This is a genomic window from Hydrogenophaga sp. GW101-3F08, assembly GCF_059424585.1.
Genome location: NZ_JBWKZP010000003.1, coordinates 75,428 through 95,948 on the forward strand (window position 1 = coordinate 75,428; position 20,521 = coordinate 95,948).

Below are 20,521 nucleotides of genomic sequence, written 5' to 3' on the forward strand. Positions count from 1 at the left end.
CCGCACCACACCCATGACCCGTCCGCCCACCGAAGCCCCCCTGCCCCGCGCCCTGTGGGCCCTGATGCTGGGCAACTTCGTGATCGGCACCGGCGTCATGGTGGTGCCGGGCACGCTCAACGACATCAGCGCCTCGTTGAATGTGTCGATTCCGCAGGCCGGTCAACTCATCACCGCAGCCGCCATCCTCATGGGTCTGGGCGCACCCGCCTTCGCCACCCTCGTGGCGGGCTGGGACCGCCGGCGCCTGCTCACGCTCTCGCTGCTCTGGTACGCCCTGCTGACCGGCATCTGCGCGCTGGCCCCGAACTACGCCACGCTGTTGCCGCTGCGGGTGCTCGCGGTGATCGCGCCCGCCGTCTTCACCCCACAGGCCGCCGCCAGCGTGGGTCTGCTGGTGCCGCCCCACCAGCGCGGGCGCGCCATCACCTTTGTCTTCCTCGGCTGGTCGGTGGCGTCCGTCATGGGCATGCCGCTGTCGGCCTGGATCGGCGGCACGCTGGGCTGGCGCTGGGCCTTTGGTCTGGTGGCCCTGATGTCGCTGGTCAGCGCCGCATGGGTGTGGCGCGAAATGCCCGACGGCATCCGCCCGGCGGCGCTGTCGCGCCAGGCCTGGGGGCAGGCCCTGGGCTCGGCGTCGCTCATGCTCGCCGTGGGTGTCACGCTGCTCTCGGCCTTTGGCCAGTTCGCGTTGTTTTCCTACTTCGCACCGTATTTCCTCCAGACCCTCGGCCTGGGCGGCGCAGCGCTCTCGCTGATGTTCCTGTGGTTCGGCGCCTTTGGCCTGGCCGGCAACGTGGGTCTTTCGCGCTGGATCGACCGCATCGGCGCAGCGCGCGCCGTGTTGCTCACGCTCGGTGCCATGGTGCTGAGCCTGCTGTTCTGGCCGCTGGGTCGGGCGGGCGTCTGGCAACAGGCGCTGGTGCTGGTGCCCTGGGCGCTGGGCTGTTTCGCCTGCAACTCGGCGCAGCAGGCCCGACTGGTCCACCTCTCGCCGGCACTGGCCCCGGCCACGGTCGCGCTCAACACCTCCGCCATGTACGGTGGACAGGCGCTGGGCGCCGCGCTGGGCGGCCTCCTGATCGCGCAAGGGCACATGCTGCGCCTGCACCAGGTGGGGCTGGTGGTGCTGATCCTCGCGATGGCCCTGAGCGTCTGGGCCAGCCGATTTCAAAAACGTTCGTAACCCAGCAGGTAGCGCCACTCGCCCACAGGCAACCCCGTGAGCGCGACCCGGCCCATGCGCAGGCGCCGAACCGCCACCAGTTGCAGGCCCGCCCGTTCACACAGGTGCTCCACCTGGCCCGGCCGCGTGCCCTTGATGGCCAGGCGCAGGCGGTGTTCGCTCTGCCAGCTCGCGCGCGCCGAAGGCAGGCTCCAGCCGTCGAAAAACAGGGCCTTGCCGATCGACTTCAACACCGCCTCGCGCCGGGCTTCGTCGTCGAGTTCGGGATCGGCCGCGACCTCGACCAGCCACTCGTGTTCGAGTTGCGCCGATTCGTCCGAGATCTTGCGCGCCACGCCAGGGTTCTGGGTGAACACCATCAGGCCGCTCATGGGGGTGGACAAGGGCGCCACCGGCAGCAGCTTGTGGCGGTGGGCCTTGAGCGGGCGCACGCCCGAGCGGTCGCCCTTGAACCGATTCTGGCTGGTGAACAGCTCGGCCGCCAGCGCATCGGGCAGCGGCGAGCCTTCCGGCAGCACCCGGCCCGCGGGCTTGTGCCAGATCAGCGTCACGGAGTCGAGCGATTCCAGCTTGGCCTTGGGGTCCAGCGCCACGGTCTGGCCGTCGTGCACCCGCGCCATGGGCTCTTCGACCACCACGCCGTCCACGCGCACCCAGCCCCCGGCGATGTAGCGCTCGGCGTCGCTGCGCGAACAGGGCAGTTGGGCGGCCAGGCGTTTGGCCAGGCGTTGGGGTTCGGACCGGCCGGTGTCGGACATGGGCGCGTTCAGGACGAGAACAGGAAGTTCATCACGTCGCCATCCTTGACGACGTAGTCCTTGCCTTCGGCGCGCATCTTGCCGGCATCCTTCGCGCCCTGCTCGCCCTTGTAGGCGATGAAGTCGTCGAAGGCGATGGTCTGGGCGCGGATGTAGCCCTTCTCGAAATCGGTGTGGATCACGCCGGCCGCCTGCGGGCCGGTGTCGCCGACGTGGATGGTCCAGGCGCGCACTTCCTTCACACCGGCGGTGAAGTAGGTCTGCAGGCCCAGCAGCTTGTAGGCGGCGCGGATCAGGCGGTTCAGGCCCGGTTCGTCCTGGCCCAGTTCCTTCAGGAATTCGAGCCGGTCGGCGTCGTCCATCTCGGAGAGTTCGGCCTCAATCTTGGCGCAGATGGCCACCACGGGCGCGTTCTGCTTCTCGGCGAAGGCGCGCAGGCGGTCCAGGAACGGGTTGTTCTCGAAACCGTCTTCCGACACGTTGGCCACGAACATCGCGGGTTTGGCCGTGATCAGGAAGAACTGCTTGAGCTGGGCCTGCTCTTCCTTGCTGAAGTCGATGGTGCGCACCGGCTGGGTGTCGTTCAGCGCGGTCTGGCATTTTTCCAGAATGGCGAGCTGCTTGATCGACTCCTTGTCGCCCGACCGCGCGGTCTTGCTCACGCGGTGGATGGCTTTTTCCACCGAGGCCAGATCGGCCAGACAGAGTTCGGTCTGGATCACCTCGATGTCGGCGATCGGGTCCACCTTGTTGGCGACGTGGATCACGTTGTCGTCTTCGAAGCAGCGCACCACGTTGACGATGGCGTCGGTTTCGCGGATGTGCGCGAGAAACTTGTTGCCCAGGCCTTCACCCGTGCTGGCCCCGGCCACCAGGCCGGCGATGTCCACGAACTCGACGATGGCCGGCACCACGCGCTCGGGCTTGACGATCTCCGACAGCTGCGCCAGCCGCGGATCGGGCACCTCCACCACGCCGGTGTTGGGCTCGATGGTGCAGAAGGGGTAGTTCTCGGCGGCGATGCCGGCTTTGGTCAGCGCGTTGAAAAGGGTGGACTTGCCGACGTTGGGCAGGCCCACGATGCCGCATTGGAGGCTCATGGCGGGGCTTTCAGATTCTGGGGGAAACCCAGGATTTTAAAGGGCGGGCCGTCGCGCGCCTCGCCGGCCAGAAGCGGCCCGGTGGTGGAGCCCCGTTGCGCACCCGACCGGAGCGCGGCGCGCTGGCCGGCAAAAACCTCAGTCGAAACGCCAGTCGGCCCGCACCGCCTGCCCCACGCGCAGCCATTGGCCGTGGCCTTCGAGCGGAATGGCGTTCATGCCAAAGGTGATGGCGCCGTTCATGCGCGGGTCCTGGCGGTAGGTCTGCAGCGCGTCGCCCACCGCCGGGCTGGAGACGGCGGTGGCGGGATCGATGTTGGGGATCGGACAACGCGCGCAGGGCTTCACGGTTTCGATCACCGCCACACCCTCGGCGGTGGTGATGTGCATGGGGCCGACCCGGTCTTCGTCGTGCGCCTCCAGGCCGCCGAGCACGATGTTGGGCCGGAAGCGCCGCCCGTCCACCGTCGCGTGGCCGGCCTGCGCCAGCCGGGCATTGAGCTCGACCAGCGAGGCGCTGCTGGTCACCAGCAGACCAAAACCATCGGCGAACTGCGTGACGGCCTCGCGCCCGCCGGTCCATTTCAGGCTGCACACGCGGCGCACCTCGGGGTCGAAACGCGCCAGGCGCAGGCGTTTCAGACCGGCCGGCGCGTCCGGCCCCAGGAAGTCGCTGAACCACTGCGCTGCCACCTCGCCCATGTCGTAGGCGTCCACCGTGTCGCCCCACACCCGCACGCGCAACGGCGACTCGGCCGCGTCCAGCGCCAGGTGCAACGCCAGCATGCCGGGCGCGCGCAGCACCAGTTGGCCCAGCTTGAAGGCCGGCTGGATCAGCGCCATGCGCGGCAGTTCGCGCTGGGTGACGAAATCGCCCTGGGCGTCCACCACCATCCAGGAGCGGTCGTAGGCCAGCCCGGTCTCGGTGAGTTCGGCCTCGGTGAGCGAAATCCCGGCACAGGACTTGATCGGGTAGATCCAGAGCTGTTCGATGGTGGCCTGGACATCGGCCGGCGGAGAGGTGTCGATCATGGCGGGACCCAGGGTTGTCGGGGCGGCAAGGGCATTGCGCCGCCATCGCGGGGCCAGATTGTGCCCTGCTCCTAAAATCCAGCCATGTCGCAAGCTTCCCCCCGTTCCACGCACCGGCGTTTTGACGTGACCATCCGAGGCGGTGGCGTGGTCGGACACACCCTGGCCCTGTTGCTGGCGCGCGACCGCCTGCGGGTGGCGCTGGTCGGTGCCCCGTCGCGCCCGGCCACCGGCGGCGCCGACGTGCGGGCCTATGCGCTCAACGCCGCCGCGCGCGATCTGCTGCGCTCGGTGCGCGCCTGGCCCGAGGATGCGCTCGCGCCCGCTGGCGCCAGTGTGGCCGACGCCCCGCCCACGATCACGCCGGTGACCGGCATGGAGGTGTTTGGCGACGGCCGCGGCGAACTGCGCTTTGGCGCCGCCGACCAGGGCACGGACGCCCTGACCTGGATCGTGGACGTGCCGGCGCTGGAGCAGCGGCTGGCCCACGCGGTGCATTTCCAGGGTGGCATCGAATGCCTGAGCGAGGCCCCGCCCGCCGCGCTCACGGTGATCTGCGAAGGCAAGCGCAGCGCGACCCGCGCCGAGCTCGGCATGGAATTCGAGGTGCGCCCCTATCCCCACAAGGCCCTGGCCACCCGGCTGCGCTGCGCCCGACCGCACGGCGGCGTGGCCCGCCAGTGGTTCCGCAACGGCGAAATCATGGCTTTGTTGCCGCTGGGTGGCGCGCAGGGGAACTCCGTGGCGCTGGTCTGGTCATTGGAAACACAGCAGGCCGATGCCTGGCTGGCGGCTGCCCCGGACGCCCTGGCGCAGGCGGTGCAGGAACGTTGTGGGCAGGCCCTGGGCGAGATGCAACTGGAAAGCCCGGCCCAGGCCTGGCCATTGGAGTTGGCCCGCGCCACCCGCTGGATCGCCCGCACCGCCCAAGGCGGTGTGGCGTTGGCCGGTGACGCGGCCCACGCCATGCACCCGCTGGCCGGACAAGGACTCAACGTCGGCCTGGCCGACGCCGCCGAGTTGGCCCGCGTGCTGCACGAGCGCGAGTACTGGCGCGAGCTGGGCGACCTGAAGCTGCTGCGGCGCTACGAGCGCGCGCGGCAGGCCGATGTGAACGCCATGGCCTGGGTGACCGACGGTCTGTTTGGCCTGTTCGCCCAGACCGACAGCCGTATCCAGTCCCTGCGCAACTGGGGCATGCAGGGCGTGGACCGCCTGGGCCCGCTGAAGCACTGGCTGGCCCGCCAGGCCATGGGGCAGGCGGGCTGAAAGCCAGCCCCACCACTTTTTTTTGACCCTTCAACGCCCACGGGCCACACCATGAAACCCCTCAAAACCCTCCTGCTCGCGCTCATCACCACCCTCTCGCTGGGCGCGCTGGCGCAGGAAGCCACCATCCGCAAGAACCTGGCCGAGCGCCTGCCCAACCTGCCGAAGATCGACGAGGTCCGCAAGACGCCGATGGAGGGCCTGTACGAAGTGCGGATCAACCACAGCGAACTGTTCTACACCGACGCCGAAGGCAACTTCGTGCTCCAGGGCACCATGATCGACACCAAGGCCCGCGTGGACCTGACCGAGCAACGCGTGGAAAAACTCACCGCGATCGCCTTCAAGGACCTGCCGCTGAAAGACGCCTTCACCATCGTGCGCGGCAACGGCAAGCGCCAGATGGCCGTGTTCGAAGACCCCAACTGCGGCTACTGCAAACGCTTCGAACGCGACCTGATCAAGATCGACAACGTGACCGTGCACGTGCTGCTGTACCCCATCCTGAGCGCGGACTCGGGCGAGAAGTCGCGCAACATCTGGTGCGCCAAGGACAAGGGCAAGACCTTCATCGACTGGATGGTGAACGACGTGACCCCGCCCACGGCCAAGTGTGACGCCTCCGCCGTGGCGCGCAACTTCGAGTTCGGCAAAAAGGCCCGCGTCACCGGCACGCCCACCATCATCTTTGCCGACGGCTCGCGGGTGCCCGGCGCCATCGGAGCCGACCGCATCGAGAAGCTCCTGGCCGAAGCCAAACCCTGATCCCACGCCGCCGCCCCATGACCGACCGCGCCGGACTGGACGACCCGCATGACACCGCGCTCGTCCGGACCCTGGGCCACGCGGGGCTGATCCCCTTTGTGCTGCTGGCGGCCCTGCTCTGGCTGGTGACGCCGGAACTGCAAACCTGGGTCGCCATCGCACTGGCCGCGTATGCGGGGCTGATCGTCTCGTTTCTGGGCGGGATTCACTGGGGCATGGGCTGGCTGGCCGGCCTCCGGGCAGGCCAGCCCGCGGCTGCCGAGCGCCCGTACCATGCCCAGCGCCACCATTTCCTGTGGGGCATCGTGCCCTCGCTGCTGGCCTGGCCGGGCCTGCTGATGCCCCCGTTCGCCGGTCTGGCCTGGCTCGGTTTGCTGTTCGTGCTGTGTTATCTGGTGGACCGCCGGCTGTACGCCCGGGCCGGTCTGCAGCGCTGGCTCACCCTGAGGTTCCGGCTCTCGGCCGTGGCCTCCCTCGGCTGTTTCATTGGCGCAGGAGCCCTGTGAGCAAAAAAACCAACCCAACAAGCGCCTCTCGCTCTTCCCGCGCGAGCGCACCGGCCCAGCCCAGCCCCGGGGTGCACCACCGGGTGGAAGTGCACAGCACCCAGGCCCACCTGTTCGCAGTCACGCTCAATATCGACCGCCCCGCGCCCAAGCAGCGGCTGAGCCTGCCGGTGTGGATACCGGGCAGCTATCTGGTGCGCGAGTTCGCACAACACCTGCAGAGCCTGGAAGCGACCCAGGGCGGTGAGCCGGTGCCCATGCGCCAGCTCGACAAACACACCTGGCAGGTCGAGGCCCGCCCCGACGAGGCGCTGGTGCTGCGCTACCAGGTCTACGCTTTCGACCACTCGGTGCGCACCGCCTTTCTGGACAGTACCCGGGGCTTTTTCAACGCCACCAGCCTGTGCCTGCGGGTGCTCGGCCAGGAAGACCAGCCGCAGGCGCTGGAGCTGGTGTGCAGCCCGGCCACGCCCGGCTGGCAGGTGGCCACCGGGCTGCCCCCCCACAGCGTGGACGGCGACGGCTTTGGCCACTACCGCGCGCAAAACTACGACGAGCTGGCCGACTGCCCGGTGACGCTGGGTCATTTCTGGAGCGGCGAGTTCACCGCCCACGGCGTGCCCCACCGCTTCGTCGTCAGCGGCGCCGGCGCCTGGATGGACGGCGATCGCCTGCTGCGCGACACACGCCGGATCTGTGAGGAACAGATGGCGTTCTGGCACGGCGATGCCCCCACGCCACCGTTCCAGAGCTACGTGTTCATGCTGTACGCCAGCGACGACGGGTACGGAGGGCTGGAACACCGCAACTCCACCGCGCTGATCTGCCAGCGGGCCGATCTCCCCAAAGTCAGCGAACCGCCACGCGCCGCCTCGGGGCGACCCAGCGGCGAAACGCCTGCGCCCCCCACCGACAAACCCGCGCCGCTGAAAGCCACCGACGGCTACACCACGCTGCTGGGCCTGATCAGCCACGAGTATTTCCACACCTGGAACGTCAAGCGCCTGCGCCCGGCCGAGTTCAAGCGCTACGACTACACCGGCGAGAACTACACCGAGCTGTTGTGGTTTTTCGAAGGCTTCACCAGCTACTACGACGACCTGATCCTGCGCCGCGCGGGCCTGATCGACGACAACACCTACCTGCAGCTGCTGACCAAGACCATCAACCAGGTCCAGCAGACGCCCGGACGCCTGATGCAAAGCGTGGCCCAGGCCAGCTTCGACGCCTGGGTGAAGTACTACCGGGTCAACGAAAACACCGCCAACGCCACGGTGAGCTACTACACCAAGGGCTCGCTCGTGGCGCTCTGCCTGGACCTGACCCTGCGCGCCGAGGGCCACACCACGCTGGACGCGGTGATGCGCGCGCTCTGGGCGCGCTGCAAAGGTGGCCCACTGCGCGAAGCCGACGTGCTGCGGGTGCTGCAGCAACTGGGGCGGCGCAGCTTCAAAGAAGAGATCGCCCACTGGGTGCACGGCACGGACGACCTGCCCACGGTCGACCTGCTGCAGGCCCAGGGCGCCAAAGCGACGCAGGACAAAGCCCCGCTGGCGCAACAGCTGGGCCTGCGCGTGAGCGAGGCCGGCGGCCTCACCCTCAAGACCGTGCTGCGCGGTGGCGCCGCCGAAGCCGCGGGCATGGCCGCCGGAGACGAATGGCTGGGCGTGGAATTCGCGGCACCCCGCCGCGGTGCCGCCGCCGAAGCCTGGCGCGTCCACAAGCTCGACGAGGTCAACCTGTTGCGGGGTCAGCGGACGCAGCTGGTGGCGCTGGTCTCGCGCGACAAACGCCTGCTGCGCTGCCCGCTGGAATGGCCCGCCCCGACCCAGGCCGTGCGGCTGGGCGTGGGCGACGCGCCGCGTCTGGCGCAGTGGCTGGCGCCCGTGGCCGGCTTGCTCGGGCGCTGATCAAGCACTCAGTGCTTGGGCAACAGGGGCACGAGTTCCTGATCGAAACGCTGCACCGCGGCCGCGTTGCGGTAGTTGCTCAGCGCGTCCCGGATGCGGGGCAGCAGTGCCTGCAGATCGGCCGGGCTCTTGCAACCCTCGACACGGATGGCGGTGAGCTCGCCCATGGGGCCGAGCTGGTCGTTGATGTAACGCACCACCATGCGCCGAGCCTCGGAATACGGCAGGGTCTGCGGGGCCGGGGCCGCGGGTGCCGACGCCACGGCGGGCGCCACCTCCTCGGCCGTGGCCGCTGCGACCGGCTCCGTAACCGCCTCGGCCGAGGCCGAGGCGCGCTCCACCGGTTGACCGCTGGCATCCACCTCGAGCACCCAGCCACCCGCCTCCAGCTGCTCGAGCACGGCCAGCGCGCCGCCGAACTTGCCCAGTTCGGCCACGCTCTTCTTGCCATCGACCATGATCAGCACCGTGCGCAGCTTCGGCCCGAGTTCGGGCGAGCGCGCAGCCAGGGCCTCACGGCCCTTGTCTGTCTTGGCGAGCAGGGTGTTGTTGTCCATGGATTCCCATTGATTGCCTGCGCAATGTAGGCCCGCAGGCGCGCGCTGCCAACCGGGTTAGCCCCGAGCGGCCGGACTTTTGAAGGGAATTGTTGCGGACACGCCGCGCCGGGCACGGCGGGAGGTATTTCGTCCTACCGCCCGCGCAGGTCCAGCACCCGCTTGGCCTTGCCCTGGCTACGCTCCACGCCACCCTCGGGCCGCAACTCGACCTCCACATGGCTGCCCACGAAGACCTTCACCTCGTGCTGCAGCCGTTTGGCGGCCGCTCTCGCCTCGATGCTCGCCGGGTCCAGGCCGGGTTGCGTCTCCACCAGCACGGTCAGGCTGTCCATGGGGCCTTCGCGGCTCAGCACGCACTGGTAGTGCGCGCTGAGCTCGGGCCGTTTGAGGATCAGCTCCTCGATCTGGGTCGGGAACACGTTGACGCCGCGCACGATCATCATGTCGTCGCTGCGGCCGGTGATCTTTTCCATGCGGCGCATGGTGCGCGCCGTGCCGGGCAGCAGGCGGGTAAGGTCGCGCGTGCGGTAGCGGATGATGGGCAACGCCTCCTTGGTCAGGCTGGTGAACACCAACTCGCCCATCTCGCCGTCGGCCACGGGTTCGCCGGTCTCGGGGTGGATGATCTCGGGGTAGAAGTGGTCCTCCCAGATCGTCGGGCCGTCCTTGGTTTCCACGCATTCGTTGGCCACGCCCGGCCCCATCACTTCCGACAGGCCGTAGATGTCCACCGCGTCGATGCCCATGCGGGCCTCGATCGCCACCCGCATGTCATTCGTCCAGGGTTCGGCGCCGAAGATGCCGATGCGCAGGCTGCTCTCGCGCGGGTTCAGTCCCTGGCGCTCGAACTCGTCGGCGATCGCCAGCATGTAGCTGGGCGTGACCATGATGATGTCGGGCCGGAAGTCCTGCATCAGCTGCACCTGGCGCTCGGTCTGGCCGCCGCCGAAGGGCACCACCGTCAGGCCCAGTTTCTCGGCGCCGTAATGCGCGCCCAGGCCCCCGGTGAACAGGCCGTAGCCGTAGCTCACGTGCACCATGTCGCCCGGCCGCGCGCCGCTGGCGCGGATGCTGCGCGCCACCACACCAGACCAGGTGTCGATGTCTTTCAGTGTGTAGCCCACCACGGTCGGTTTGCCGGTGGTGCCGCTGCTGGCGTGGATGCGCGCGCACTGCTCGCGCGGCACGGCGAACATGCCGAAGGGGTAGCTGTCGCGCAGGTCCTTCTTGGTGGTGAACGGAAACTTCGCGAGGTCGGCCAGCGTGCGGCAATCGTCCGGGTGCACGCCTGCTTCGTCGAACTTGGCCTTGTAGACCGGGGAGTTCTGGTACGCGTGGCGCAGCGTGGCCCGCAGGCGCTTGAGCTGCAGCGCGCGTAGCTCGTCGATGCTGGCCTTTTCGATGGGTTCGAGCGGGAAGTGGTTCATGCGCCCTCCTCTTCCGGAAAGATGGCGCCGGGGATGACGGCGCTCTTGCCTCTGAACATCGCGATCACCTCGCCCTTCTGGTTGCGGACCTTCATGTCGTAGATGCCGTGCCGGCCCTGCAGCGTCTGCTCCACGCCCTCGCAGGTCAGCACGTCGCCCTCGTGGCCTGGTCTGAGGAACTCGATGCTGCAGCCCGCCGCCACCGCGTTCCGGTTGTGGCTGTTGCAGGCGTAGGCGAAGGTGGTGTCGGCCAGGGTGAAGATGAAGCCGCCGTGGCAGATCCGGTGGCCATTGAGGTGCAGCGGCTTGACGGCCATGCGCAGCACGGCGCGGCCGGGCATCACGCTCAGGATCTCGATGCCCATGGTTTCACGCGCCGCCACGTCGGCCGCGAACATGGTTTCACCGACCTTGGCGGCGCGCTCTTGCGGCGTCATGCGCATTCACTCCCCCTTGAATTGCGCCGGGCGCTTCTGGCGAAACGCCATCACGCCTTCGATGTAGTCGTGCGTGGCGCCCAGGGCCGACTGGGTGTCGCGCTCCACGTCGAGCTGCTGGTTCAGCGTGCGGGTACCGGCATCGCGCAACAGAGCGCGGGTGGCGACGAGGGCCTTGGTCGGCATCGTGGCCAGTTTTTCGGCCAATGCCATGGCGACGGCGAGCGGGTCGTCCTGCACGTCCCAGATCATTCCCCACTCTTTCGCCTGAGCGGCGGGCAGCTTGTCGCCCGTCATGGCCAGCGCCATGGCGCGCGCCAGGCCCAGCCGCTCCACCAGGAACCAGCTGCCGCCCGCGTCCGGGATCAGGCCGATCTTGCTGAACGCCTGGATGAAGCTCGCGCCCGGCGCGGCGATGGCGATGTCGCAGGTCATGGCCAGCGAGGCGCCGGCCCCTGCAGCCACGCCGTTCACCGCCGCGATCACCGGCATGCGCAGCGACTGGATGCGCCGCGCCGTGGGGTTAAAGGCCTGATCGATCACCGGGCCGGGGTCGGCGCGTTTCACGAGGTCCGGCCCCGGCTCGAAATCGAACTCGGCCAGGTCGGCCCCGGCACAGAAGCCGCGGCCGGCGCCGGTGAGCACCAGCGCGCGCACGAGCGGATGGGCCTCCGCCCGGTCCAGCGCGGCCCACAGATCGTGGTGCATCTGGCGCGTGAAGCTGTTGAGAGCGTCGGGGCGGTTCAGGGTGATCAGGGCGACGGCGCCACGCACTTCATAGAGCACGGTGCTGCCCGCGGCGGGGATGTTCATGGGTGTCTGTCTCCTGGCGCCGTCGTTCCGCAGCGCTCGTGGTTGGCCTGGAACGGCAATCTACCATTAACCGACCTATCGGTCGGTTAATGTTTTCCCTTGGATGGCCCGGCATCGGACGGCCCGCTATAGTTGACGTTTACGTCAATCATCACACACCACCCGAGGAAACACCATGAGCGACACCACAACCCCCGAACTGATCACCGTGAGCACGCAAGGCCGCGTGGGCATCGTCACGCTGAACCGCCCCAAGCAGCTCAACGCGCTCAACGACCAGCTGATGAACGAACTGGGCGCCGCGCTCAAGGCGTTTGACGGCGACGAAGCCATCGGCTGCATGATCGTGACCGGCAGCGAAAAGGCCTTCGCCGCCGGTGCCGACATCGGCGCCATGGCCAAGTACAGCTTCGCCGACGTCTACAAGGGCGACTACATCACCCGCAACTGGGAAACCATCCGCAGCATCCGCAAGCCGGTGATCGCGGCGGTGAGCGGCTTCGCGCTGGGCGGCGGCTGCGAGCTGGCCATGATGTGCGACTTCATCATCGCCGCCGACAACGCGAAATTCGGCCAGCCCGAGATCAAGCTGGGCATCATCCCCGGCGCCGGCGGCACGCAGCGCCTGCCGCGCGCGGTGGGCAAGAGCAAGGCCATGGACATGGCCCTGACCGGCCGCATGATGGACGCCACCGAAGCCGAGCGCGCCGGGCTGGTGAGCCGCGTGGTGCCGCTGGACAAGCTGATGGACGAAGCCCTGGGCGCCGCGCTCATGATCTGCGAGTTCTCGCAGCCCAGCGTGATGGCCGCCAAGGAATGCGTGAACCGCGCCTTCGAGGGCGGCTTGGCCGACGGCGTGATGTTCGAACGCCGGATGTTCCACGCGCTGTTCGCCACCGACGACCAGAAGGAAGGCATGGACGCGTTCGTGAACAAGCGCAAGGCGGCGTTCCGGCACCAGTGAGCGTCTTGTTGGGCATCACACAGGCTGTAACAAGCCGCCCGGCGGCATGGGCTTATAAGAAGCTTCGGCTCCACGCCCTTGGCAAGCGATGACCGATGGGGTCTGAGCATGGGGCGTGCATCCCGGCCGATCCCAACAAGGAGATGCCCCATGACCACGCGCCGCCGATTCATGTTCATGATTCCCGCTTCAGGAGCCGTGCTGGCCGCGGCCTGTTCGGACCAGGCCACGCCGCCACCCGCCGCCACGCCCGAGGCGGCGCCAGCCGCCCCTCCCGCAGCGCCAATGGCGCCCCAGGAGGAGCCCGTACCAGCCACCCCGCCCGCAGCACCGCCCGAAGCCGGGGCCGGCCCGATGCTCGACGAGGCCGACGCCGCGGCCGTGGCACTGGGCTACGTCGCGGACACCACCCGTGCCGACAAGACCAAGTACCCCAAACACGCCGCCGACCAAACCTGCTCCAACTGCGCGCTGTACCAGGGCACGGCCGGCGCGGACGCCGGACCTTGCCCGCTGTTCCCGGGCAAACAGGTCGCCGCCCAGGGCTGGTGCTCGTCCTATGTGAAAAAACCGGCCTGACCGCGCACGCGGCCCGCCCCGGCGATTTTTCGGGCTCCGAATTGGGCTACAATGCCGACCTCGTTGGCGATATAGCTCAGTTGGTTAGAGCGCAGCATTCATAATGCTGATGTCGGTGGTTCAAGTCCACCTATCGCCACCAGCATTTCAGAAGCGGGTTCCGGCAACGGAACCCGCTTTTTTCGTTGCCGGGCCGCCACCCGCGCGGTGGCGCAGCGCGGGGTTACCCTTCTCACCCATGGCCATCAAATCCACCATCTTCAAGGCGAACCTGCAGATCGCCGACATCGACCACGGCTACTACGCCGACCATGCGCTCACCTTGGCCCGCCACCCGAGCGAGACCGACGAACGCATGATGGTGCGGCTGGTGGCGCTGGCCATCCACGCCCACGAACTGCAGGACACCTGCCACGGCGACGGCACCCTGGCTTTCGGCGCCGGTCTGTCGGACCCGGACGACCCGGACGTGTCACTGACCGATTTCACCGGCCGCAAGCGCATCTGGATCGAAGTGGGCCAGCCCGAAGACAAACCCATGGCCAAGGCCTGCAGCAAGGCCGACGCGGTGTTCGTCTACGCCTTCGGCCCGGCGGCCGACGTGTGGTGGCGCGGCATCGAAACCAAGCTGACCCGGCTGGACAAGCTGCAGGTCTGGCGCCTGCCCACCGAGGTGGCACCCGCCCTGGCGGGCATGGCCGAGCGCAGCATGCAGCTGCAGGCCACGGTGCAGGAAGGCGCGCTCACCCTCAGCAGCACGCAGGGCAGCGTGCACATCGAGCCGCTGCGCTGGAAGTGACGCCCGCCGGCCAACGCGGGACACGCCCGGCCCCGGTCGACACCGAACCGGCCAGCCTGCCGTGCCCGGTGTGCGAAGCCCCCGGCAGCCGAGCGTTCCTGGAAGTCGGCGGGCGGCACTACCGGCGCTGCGAGCACTGCCACTGCACTTTCGTGCGACCGGACCAGCGACCCAGCGCCGAGGCCGAACTGGCCGAATACCGGCGGCACCACAACGATGCGCAGGACCCGGGCTACCGGCGCCATCTGGCGCAACTGGGCACCCCACTGCTGCAGCGCCTGCCGCCGGCGCAGAGCGGCCTGGACTATGGCTGCGGTCCCGGCCCGGCGCTGGCCGGCATGTTGCGCGAGGCCGGCCACGCGGTGGCCTTGTACGACCCGTTTTTCCAGCCCGACGCCGGGGCGCTGGCACAGCACTACGACTTCATCACCTGCACCGAGGTGGCCGAGCACTTTCACCACCCGGCCAACGAGTTCCGCCGCCTGAACCGCCTGCTCAGGCCCGGCGGCTGGCTCGGGCTGATGACGCGTTTCCAGACCGATGACGCGCGTTTTGCCCAATGGCACTACCGGCGCGATCCGACCCACGTGGTGTTCTACCGCGAGGCCACGCTGCGCTGGCTGGCCGAGCACCACGGCTGGGCCTGCGAGATCCCGGCGCCCAACGTGGCCCTGATGCACAAACCGGTGCTTTGAGCGGCTCCGGCCCAGGCGACAGGGAGTCGCGGCGGCTCGGGCCGCATGAGACAATGCGGCCCTTCCAACCCCGGTTGGCCATCTGCTTCAGCCCCACAGCCTCTGGATCTACACCATGAACCGCTGCAATGCCCCCTCAGCCCCCGGCCGGCGCCCCACGGTGCTGGCCCTGTGCCTGCTCACGCTCGGTCTGTGGGCCGGCGCCGCCCAGGCACAGACCGCCGGACAGCGCCCGTTCCCACCCCAGGCCCTGCGCGGCGTCATGGTGGTGGCACAACCGCCCGTCATCACGCTCGACGGCCAGCCCGCGCAACTCTCGCCCGGCGCGCGCATCCGCGGTACCAACAACATGCTGGTGATGTCGGGTTCGCTGGTGAAGCAGGAACTGACCGTGAACTACCTGCGTGAGCCCCATGGCCTGGTGCACGAGGTCTGGATCCTGACCGCCGCCGAGGCCGAGGAAAAACGACCCACGGCCGCCGACCTCAAGAACTGAAGCCCGTGGGTCCGCGCCCGGACCCACCCCAGCGCCAGCGCCGCCGTCACACCGACACCCCCGCTCCCCACCGACCGGTGTGCCAGAGCCCGCACGCCCCTTTCGGAGCCCCGATTCCCATGAGCAAAAAAGTCTTCATCAAAACCTTCGGCTGCCAGATGAACGAGTACGACTCGGACAAGATGGCCGACGTGCTGGGCGCGGCCCAGGGCTACGAGCAGACGCAGGACGTCGAAGAAGCCGACCTGATCCTGTTCAACACCTGCTCGGTGCGCGAGAAGGCGCAGGAAAAGGTGTTTTCCGACCTCGGCCGCGTACAGCACCTGAAGAAAAAAGGCGTTCTGATCGGCGTGGGGGGCTGCGTCGCCAGCCAGGAAGGCGCCGAGATCATCAAGCGCGCGCCCTATGTGGACGTGGTGTTCGGCCCGCAGACCCTGCACCGCCTGCCCGAGCTGCTGAACCAGCGCGAGCGCCAGTCGCTGCCGCAGGTGGACATCAGCTTTCCCGAGATCGAGAAGTTCGACCACCTGCCGCCCGCGCGCGTGGACGGCGCGTCCGCCTTCGTCTCCATCATGGAAGGCTGCTCCAAATACTGCAGCTACTGCGTGGTGCCCTACACGCGCGGTGAAGAGGTGAGCCGGCCGTTCGAGGACGTGCTGGTGGAGATCGCCGGCCTGGCCGACCAGGGCGTGCGCGAGGTCAACCTGCTGGGCCAGAACGTCAACGCCTACCGCGGCAAGATGGGCGACACCGCCGAGATCGCCGACTTCGCCCTGCTGCTCGAATACGTGGCCGACATCCCCGGCATCGAGCGCATCCGCTACACCACCAGCCACCCCAACGAGTTCACGCCGCGCCTGATCGAGGCCTACGGCAAGATCCCCAAGCTCGCCAACCACCTGCACCTGCCGGTGCAACACGGCAGCGACCGCATCCTCATGGCCATGAAACGCGGCTACACGGCCATGGAATACAAGAGCACGGTGCGCAAGCTGCGCGCGATCCGGCCCGACATCGCCATGAGCAGCGACTTCATCGTCGGCTTCCCCGGCGAAACCGAAGACGACTTCCAGAAGATGATGAAGCTCATCACCGACGTGGGGTTCGACACCAGCTTCAGCTTCATCTTCAGCCCGCGCCCGGGCACGCCCGCGGCCAACCTGCCCGACGACACGCCGCACGACGTGAAGCTCAAGCGCCTGCAGCACCTGCAGGCCACGATCGAGGACAACGTGCGCCGCATCAGCGCCAGCCGCCAGGGCACGGTGCAGCGCATCCTGGTCGAAGGCCCGTCGCGCAAATCCACCCCCGAGGCGCCCGAGCTCATGGGCCGCACCGAGTGCAACCGGGTGGTGAACTTCGACGCCGGTCCGAACGCCGCGCGTCTGGTGGGCCAGATGATCGACCTGCGCATCACCGAAGCCTTCCCGCACTCGCTGCGCGGCGAGGTGGCATGACCACCCCGCGGCGCCCAGGGCGCCCGGTCAAGATGGGTCACGCACAGCCGTGAAAACGCTGCGCTTCTCATTCCAGCAACTGCTGCTGGTGGCCTTTCTGCTGATTGGCGCCCTCCTGGGTGCGGCCGCCCTGCGGGCCCTGTTTTCGCTCGAAAGCCTGATGGCTCAGAGCCGCGAGAGCGCGGCGCAGGCGATCGCCCTGTCCACGGCGGCGCAGTCGCTGAGCGAACGCAGCCTGACCATGGAGCGCGCGGCGCGCCAGTCGCTGGTGCTGCGCGACAACCAGCTGCGCAAGCGTTTCGACGAGGCCGCGGGCAACGCCCGGGACATCCTGCACCGGCTGGAAGACAACGAGCTGCCGCCCGAGTTCTCGACCCCCTGGCGCGAACAGCTCACCCACATCGCGGGGCTGCTCGATGGTGAGCCCGAGACCGCACTGGAGCGCGAGCGCGACGTGGCACTGGCCTTTCGGGAGCTCGACGGCCACAGCACGGTGATCGCACAAAAGGTGCAGACCATCATCGGCAACCGCAACGACGCGCTGCAGGCCGGCTTCGAAACCAGCCGCCAACAGCTCACCCAGCAGGTGGTGGGCTCCATCGGCCTGGCGGCGGTGATGGCGCTGGCCTTTGGCGTCTGGCTGGCGCGGCCGTTCCAGCGGCTGGAGAAGGCCATCGTCGGCCTGGGGGAGAACCGGCTGGACACGCCGATCGACATCCAGGGGCCGTCGGACGTGCGCCGCGTGAGCCAGCAGCTCGACTGGCTGCGCCTGCGTCTGACCGAACTCGACGCCGACAAGGCGCGCTTTCTGCGCCACATCTCCCACGAACTCAAGACACCGCTGGCCTCGCTGCACGAGGGCGTGGCGGTGCTGGGCGACGGCGTGGCCGGCGCGCTGAACACCAGCCAGGCCGAGGTGGTGAACATCCTGCAGCACAACACGCAGTTGCTGCAGCACCAGATCGAGGCCCTGCTGCGCTTCAACGCGGCGGCCTTCGAAGCGCGCCAGCTCAAACGGGAACACACCAATCTGCTGGTGCTGTTGGAGGACCAGGTCGACGCCCAGCGCCTGCACTGGCAAGCCCACCAGCTCACGGTGGAGGTGGAGGGCGAGCCGGTGTTCCTGCACATCGACCGCGAAAAGATCGCCTCCGCGGTGGGCAACCTGCTGTCCAACGCCATCCGCTATTCGCCCCACGGCGGGCGTATCCAGCTGCGGCTGCTGGACCTGCCGGGCCGGGCCTCGATCGACATCGCCGACCAGGGCCCCGGTGTGGCGGAGGTGGACCGCGACCGCATCTTCGAGCCCTTCTACCGGGGCGAGCGTCAGCCGCTGGACGCCGTGCGCGGCACCGGCATCGGCCTGTCCATCGTGCACGAGTACATTCTGGCCCACGGTGGTCGCATCGAATTGCTGCCTTACCGCAACGGCGCCCACTTCCGCATCGAGCTTCCCCATGCCACCTGATCGTTTCCGCCCCACGAATGGCCACACCCGTTTTCTCGCGGGTGCGGGCCGCCATGGGCTGCCTTTCGCCCTCGCACTGGGCCTCGGAGCCTGCGGCACGACGCCGCCCCCCAGCGCGGTGCCTGCGCCGACCACGCCCCCGCTGAGCACCGGCGCGCCCGAGCGGGTTTGCGCCGCGCCGGCGGTGCCCACGGTGGATTCGCCACCGGCTCCGCAGACCGGGCTGTGCACCAGCACCGCCGCCGAATCCGACACGCTGGCCTCGCTGCTGGTCTACACCGAGCGCCTGCGCTCCATGAATGCCGCCGAAGTGGCGGGCGAGATCGCCGCGCTGGCCGATCCGGGCGCATCGGCCCCGCGCCAGATGCAGCTGGCGCTGGCCCTGATGCACACGCACCAAGCCGTGGACACCGCCCGTGCGCTGGGCCTGCTGCAACGGGTCGTCAACCAGAACTCGCCCGAAAGCACGCCGCTCAAGCCCCTGGCCCGCCTGCTCGCCGCACGCCTGCAGGACCTGCGCCGGCTGGAGGACACGGTGGAGCGCCAGGGCCAGCATCTGCGCGACAGCCAGCGCCGCATCGAGCAGCTCAACGAACGCCTGGAGGCCATGCGCGCGATCGAGCGCAGCCTGACCACGCGCCCCCCACCACCCCCTCCGGGCAGCCGCCCCGCCGCGCCATGAGCGCCGCCTGGCTGTTCCGAAGACGCTCAGCCCCGCAGTGCGCAGCACGGAGGGTGGTCCAGTGAGCCAGGAGCCTGGCCGCCATGCCACACCGCGCGCGCGGCTGCTCGTGGTGGACGACGACGCCGACATGCTGCGGCTGCTGGCCATGCGGCTGGGGTCGGCGGGCTACCAGGTCACCTCGGTCGGCTCGGCCGAGGCCGCGCTCGCCCAGCTCGACATCGAACGCCCTCAGCTCGTGCTCTCCGACGTGCGCCTGCCCGGGCGCGACGGCCTGGCGCTGTTCGACGAAATCCGCGCCCGCCACCCGTCGCTGCCGGTCATCCTGCTGACCGCGCACGGCACCATTCCCGACGCGGTGGAAGCCACCGCGCGCGGCGTGTTCACCTACCTCACCAAACCCTACGACGCGAAAGAGCTGCTGGACAAGATCGCCCAGGCCCTGGCGCTGGGCGCCCCGGCCAGCCCGAGTTCGCTCGCCGACGAGGCCTGGCGCAGCGAGATCGTGAGCCGCTCCAACCGCATGGCCGACCTGCTGGCCGAGGCCCGCATGGTGGCGCAGTCCGACGCCAGCGTGCTGCTGCGCGGCGACTCGGGCACCGGCAAGGAAATGCTGGCGCGCGCCATCCACCGGGCCAGCCCACGCGCGAACAAGCCGTTCATCGCGGTCAACTGCGGCGCCATTCCCGAGGCCCTGCTCGAATCCGAGCTGTTCGGGCACGTCAAGGGCGCCTTCACCGATGCCGTGGCCAACCACAAGGGCCTGTTCCAGGCCGCCGACGGCGGCACCCTGCTGCTCGACGAGATCGGGGACATGCCCCCCGCCCTGCAGGTCAAGCTGCTGCGCGTGCTGCAGGAACGCGCGGTGCGCCCCCTGGGGTCGAGCCAGTCGGTGCCGGTGAACGTGCGCATCATTTCGGCCACCCACCGCGACCTGGAAGTCGCCATGGCCTCGGCCCAGTTTCGCGAAGACCTGTATTACCGCCTCAACGTGGTGACGCTGACCCTGCCCACGCTGGCCGAGCGGCGCGAGGACATCGCCCTGCTGGCCAACCATTTCCTGGCCAAGCTGGCCGCCAAATACGGCAAGCGCAGCTCGGGCTTCGCGCCCGAGGCCCTCAAGGCGCTCACCATGGCGGCCTGGCCCGGCAATGTGCGCCAGCTCTACAACGTGGTCGAGCAGGTCTGTGCCCTGTCCACCACGCCCCTGGTCTCGCTGGCCCTGGTGCAGCGCGCGCTGCGCACGCCCTCGGTGGAGGTGCTGAGTTTTGCCGACGCCAAACAGCGCTTCGAGCGCGAATACCTGGTGGGGCTGCTCAAGATGACCGACGGCAACGTGGCCGACGCGGCCCGCCTGGCGCAACGCAACCGCACCGAGTTCTACCGCCTGCTGCAGAAACACGCCCTCACACCCGGCCTGTTCAAGAGCGACGCGGCGCCCGGGTCTGCGGGTTCCGGCGGTGATGCTGTCGCCGATGAGTGACAGCTGCAAGTCCTTGTTTTCCCTGGAGTTTTCCCATCAATAGGGGGAAGCTGTCGCCGAACGGCGACAAAAACCCGGGGTTTGGACCGCCTCGGAGACCCGTTCAGGCCCCAAAAATCACCACCCAGAGAACAA

Annotated in this window: 21 protein-coding genes and 1 tRNA gene; 15 read left to right on the top strand and 7 right to left on the bottom strand. The window is 68.7% G+C overall.

Features of this window, described 5'->3' with window-relative positions; translation table 11 throughout:
• Positions 1-13: 13 nt before the first annotated feature.
• Positions 14-1,186 carry an MFS transporter gene (locus AC07YZ_RS09855; protein ID WP_494794611.1) on the top strand — a complete coding sequence of 391 codons (1,173 nt, stop codon included), beginning with the start codon at positions 14-16 and terminating at the stop codon, positions 1,184-1,186.
• Here the strand turns inward: AC07YZ_RS09855 and AC07YZ_RS09860 are convergent.
• The 3 genes from AC07YZ_RS09860 to AC07YZ_RS09870 form a co-directional block, all read right to left on the bottom strand.
• Complete coding sequence (locus AC07YZ_RS09860) at positions 1,171-1,944, bottom strand: RNA pseudouridine synthase (protein WP_494794612.1); 774 nt, start codon at positions 1,942-1,944, stop codon at positions 1,171-1,173. The two genes, AC07YZ_RS09855 and AC07YZ_RS09860, sit on opposite strands and share 16 nt — an antisense overlap.
• Positions 1,945-1,952: 8 nt before the next feature.
• On the bottom strand, positions 1,953-3,044 hold the full coding sequence (ychF, locus tag AC07YZ_RS09865) for a redox-regulated ATPase YchF (RefSeq protein WP_226491582.1): 1,092 nt from the start codon (positions 3,042-3,044) through the stop codon (positions 1,953-1,955).
• A gap of 138 nt (positions 3,045-3,182) precedes the next feature.
• Entirely contained in the window at positions 3,183-4,076 is an 894-nt protein-coding gene (locus tag AC07YZ_RS09870; protein ID WP_494794613.1) for an MOSC domain-containing protein, read from the bottom strand.
• An 84-nt stretch (positions 4,077-4,160) separates the two neighbouring features.
• Between AC07YZ_RS09870 and AC07YZ_RS09875 the strand changes: the two genes are divergently transcribed.
• The 4 genes from AC07YZ_RS09875 to AC07YZ_RS09890 are packed head-to-tail and all read left to right on the top strand — an operon-like array spanning position 4,161 to position 8,526.
• A complete protein-coding gene (locus AC07YZ_RS09875; protein ID WP_494794614.1) occupies positions 4,161-5,345 on the top strand; it encodes an FAD-dependent monooxygenase in 1,185 nt (394 codons plus the stop codon).
• Positions 5,346-5,396: 51 nt separating this feature from the next.
• Complete coding sequence (locus AC07YZ_RS09880; RefSeq protein ID WP_226491579.1) at positions 5,397-6,110, top strand: DsbC family protein; 714 nt, start codon at positions 5,397-5,399, stop codon at positions 6,108-6,110.
• A 17-nt stretch (positions 6,111-6,127) separates the two neighbouring features.
• A complete protein-coding gene (locus tag AC07YZ_RS09885) occupies positions 6,128-6,616 on the top strand; it encodes a DUF3429 domain-containing protein (RefSeq protein WP_226491578.1) in 489 nt (162 codons plus the stop codon).
• Positions 6,613-8,526: a M61 family metallopeptidase gene (locus AC07YZ_RS09890; RefSeq protein ID WP_494794615.1), complete on the top strand. Its 1,914-nt coding sequence runs from the start codon at positions 6,613-6,615 to the stop codon at positions 8,524-8,526. The genes AC07YZ_RS09885 and AC07YZ_RS09890 overlap by 4 nt, the downstream gene beginning before the upstream one ends.
• Before the next feature lie 8 nt (positions 8,527-8,534).
• Here the strand turns inward: AC07YZ_RS09890 and AC07YZ_RS09895 are convergent, their stop codons facing one another.
• The 4 genes from AC07YZ_RS09895 to AC07YZ_RS09910 form a co-directional block, all read right to left on the bottom strand.
• Complete coding sequence (locus AC07YZ_RS09895; protein WP_494794616.1) at positions 8,535-9,083, bottom strand: hypothetical protein; 549 nt, start codon at positions 9,081-9,083, stop codon at positions 8,535-8,537.
• Positions 9,084-9,217: 134 nt separating this feature from the next.
• Positions 9,218-10,513 (bottom strand): phenylacetate--CoA ligase PaaK, encoded by a 1,296-nt coding sequence (gene paaK / locus AC07YZ_RS09900; RefSeq protein ID WP_494794617.1) that lies wholly within the window; start codon positions 10,511-10,513, stop codon positions 9,218-9,220.
• Positions 10,510-10,950 carry a hydroxyphenylacetyl-CoA thioesterase PaaI gene (gene paaI / locus AC07YZ_RS09905; protein WP_494794618.1) on the bottom strand — a complete coding sequence of 147 codons (441 nt, stop codon included), beginning with the start codon at positions 10,948-10,950 and terminating at the stop codon, positions 10,510-10,512. The genes paaK and paaI overlap by 4 nt, the downstream gene beginning before the upstream one ends.
• Positions 10,951-10,956: 6 nt before the next feature.
• The gene (locus AC07YZ_RS09910; protein ID WP_494794619.1) at positions 10,957-11,763 is read right to left on the bottom strand and encodes an enoyl-CoA hydratase-related protein; all 807 of its coding nucleotides are present in this window, start codon (positions 11,761-11,763) and stop codon (positions 10,957-10,959) included.
• A 175-nt stretch (positions 11,764-11,938) separates the two neighbouring features.
• On the opposite strand from AC07YZ_RS09910, the gene AC07YZ_RS09915 reads away from it, so the two are divergent.
• From AC07YZ_RS09915 to AC07YZ_RS09960, 10 genes are all read left to right on the top strand, one after another.
• Entirely contained in the window at positions 11,939-12,727 is a 789-nt protein-coding gene (locus tag AC07YZ_RS09915; protein WP_226491573.1) for an enoyl-CoA hydratase, read from the top strand.
• A 150-nt stretch (positions 12,728-12,877) separates the two neighbouring features.
• Complete coding sequence (locus AC07YZ_RS09920; protein WP_494794620.1) at positions 12,878-13,306, top strand: high-potential iron-sulfur protein; 429 nt, start codon at positions 12,878-12,880, stop codon at positions 13,304-13,306.
• Positions 13,307-13,371: 65 nt separating this feature from the next.
• Positions 13,372-13,448: transfer RNA gene (locus AC07YZ_RS09925), tRNA-Met, on the top strand.
• A gap of 96 nt (positions 13,449-13,544) precedes the next feature.
• A complete protein-coding gene (locus AC07YZ_RS09930; protein WP_494794621.1) occupies positions 13,545-14,105 on the top strand; it encodes a YaeQ family protein in 561 nt (186 codons plus the stop codon).
• Positions 14,102-14,800, top strand: coding sequence for a class I SAM-dependent methyltransferase (locus AC07YZ_RS09935; RefSeq protein ID WP_494794622.1), 699 nt, complete (start codon positions 14,102-14,104; stop codon positions 14,798-14,800). The genes AC07YZ_RS09930 and AC07YZ_RS09935 overlap by 4 nt, the downstream gene beginning before the upstream one ends.
• A 115-nt stretch (positions 14,801-14,915) precedes the next feature.
• A complete protein-coding gene (locus AC07YZ_RS09940) occupies positions 14,916-15,296 on the top strand; it encodes a hypothetical protein (RefSeq protein ID WP_494794623.1) in 381 nt (126 codons plus the stop codon).
• Between the two features lie 119 nt (positions 15,297-15,415).
• Positions 15,416-16,753 (top strand): tRNA (N6-isopentenyl adenosine(37)-C2)-methylthiotransferase MiaB, encoded by a 1,338-nt coding sequence (gene miaB, locus AC07YZ_RS09945; RefSeq protein WP_226491569.1) that lies wholly within the window; start codon positions 15,416-15,418, stop codon positions 16,751-16,753.
• Between the two features lie 49 nt (positions 16,754-16,802).
• Complete coding sequence (locus AC07YZ_RS09950; protein ID WP_226491568.1) at positions 16,803-18,221, top strand: sensor histidine kinase; 1,419 nt, start codon at positions 16,803-16,805, stop codon at positions 18,219-18,221.
• Entirely contained in the window at positions 18,211-18,903 is a 693-nt protein-coding gene (locus AC07YZ_RS09955) for a hypothetical protein (protein ID WP_226491567.1), read from the top strand. The genes AC07YZ_RS09950 and AC07YZ_RS09955 overlap by 11 nt, the downstream gene beginning before the upstream one ends.
• Positions 18,904-18,964: 61 nt before the next feature.
• The gene (locus AC07YZ_RS09960; RefSeq protein WP_226491566.1) at positions 18,965-20,386 is read left to right on the top strand and encodes a sigma 54-interacting transcriptional regulator; all 1,422 of its coding nucleotides are present in this window, start codon (positions 18,965-18,967) and stop codon (positions 20,384-20,386) included.
• The last annotated feature ends 135 nt before the right edge of the window (positions 20,387-20,521 follow it).

Coding starts and splice junctions, on each gene's coding strand:
- AC07YZ_RS09855 (WP_494794611.1), top strand. CDS start 14: ATGACCCGTCCGCCCACCGAAGCCCCCCTGCCCCGCGCCCTGTGGGCC.
- AC07YZ_RS09860 (WP_494794612.1), bottom strand. CDS start 1,944: ATGTCCGACACCGGCCGGTCCGAACCCCAACGCCTGGCCAAACGCCTG.
- ychF (WP_226491582.1), bottom strand. CDS start 3,044: ATGAGCCTCCAATGCGGCATCGTGGGCCTGCCCAACGTCGGCAAGTCC.
- AC07YZ_RS09870 (WP_494794613.1), bottom strand. CDS start 4,076: ATGATCGACACCTCTCCGCCGGCCGATGTCCAGGCCACCATCGAACAG.
- AC07YZ_RS09875 (WP_494794614.1), top strand. CDS start 4,161: ATGTCGCAAGCTTCCCCCCGTTCCACGCACCGGCGTTTTGACGTGACC.
- AC07YZ_RS09880 (WP_226491579.1), top strand. CDS start 5,397: ATGAAACCCCTCAAAACCCTCCTGCTCGCGCTCATCACCACCCTCTCG.
- AC07YZ_RS09885 (WP_226491578.1), top strand. CDS start 6,128: ATGACCGACCGCGCCGGACTGGACGACCCGCATGACACCGCGCTCGTC.
- AC07YZ_RS09895 (WP_494794616.1), bottom strand. CDS start 9,083: ATGGACAACAACACCCTGCTCGCCAAGACAGACAAGGGCCGTGAGGCC.
- paaK (WP_494794617.1), bottom strand. CDS start 10,513: ATGAACCACTTCCCGCTCGAACCCATCGAAAAGGCCAGCATCGACGAG.
- paaI (WP_494794618.1), bottom strand. CDS start 10,950: ATGACGCCGCAAGAGCGCGCCGCCAAGGTCGGTGAAACCATGTTCGCG.
- AC07YZ_RS09910 (WP_494794619.1), bottom strand. CDS start 11,763: ATGAACATCCCCGCCGCGGGCAGCACCGTGCTCTATGAAGTGCGTGGC.
- AC07YZ_RS09915 (WP_226491573.1), top strand. CDS start 11,939: ATGAGCGACACCACAACCCCCGAACTGATCACCGTGAGCACGCAAGGC.
- AC07YZ_RS09920 (WP_494794620.1), top strand. CDS start 12,878: ATGACCACGCGCCGCCGATTCATGTTCATGATTCCCGCTTCAGGAGCC.
- AC07YZ_RS09930 (WP_494794621.1), top strand. CDS start 13,545: ATGGCCATCAAATCCACCATCTTCAAGGCGAACCTGCAGATCGCCGAC.
- AC07YZ_RS09940 (WP_494794623.1), top strand. CDS start 14,916: ATGAACCGCTGCAATGCCCCCTCAGCCCCCGGCCGGCGCCCCACGGTG.
- miaB (WP_226491569.1), top strand. CDS start 15,416: ATGAGCAAAAAAGTCTTCATCAAAACCTTCGGCTGCCAGATGAACGAG.
- AC07YZ_RS09955 (WP_226491567.1), top strand. CDS start 18,211: ATGCCACCTGATCGTTTCCGCCCCACGAATGGCCACACCCGTTTTCTC.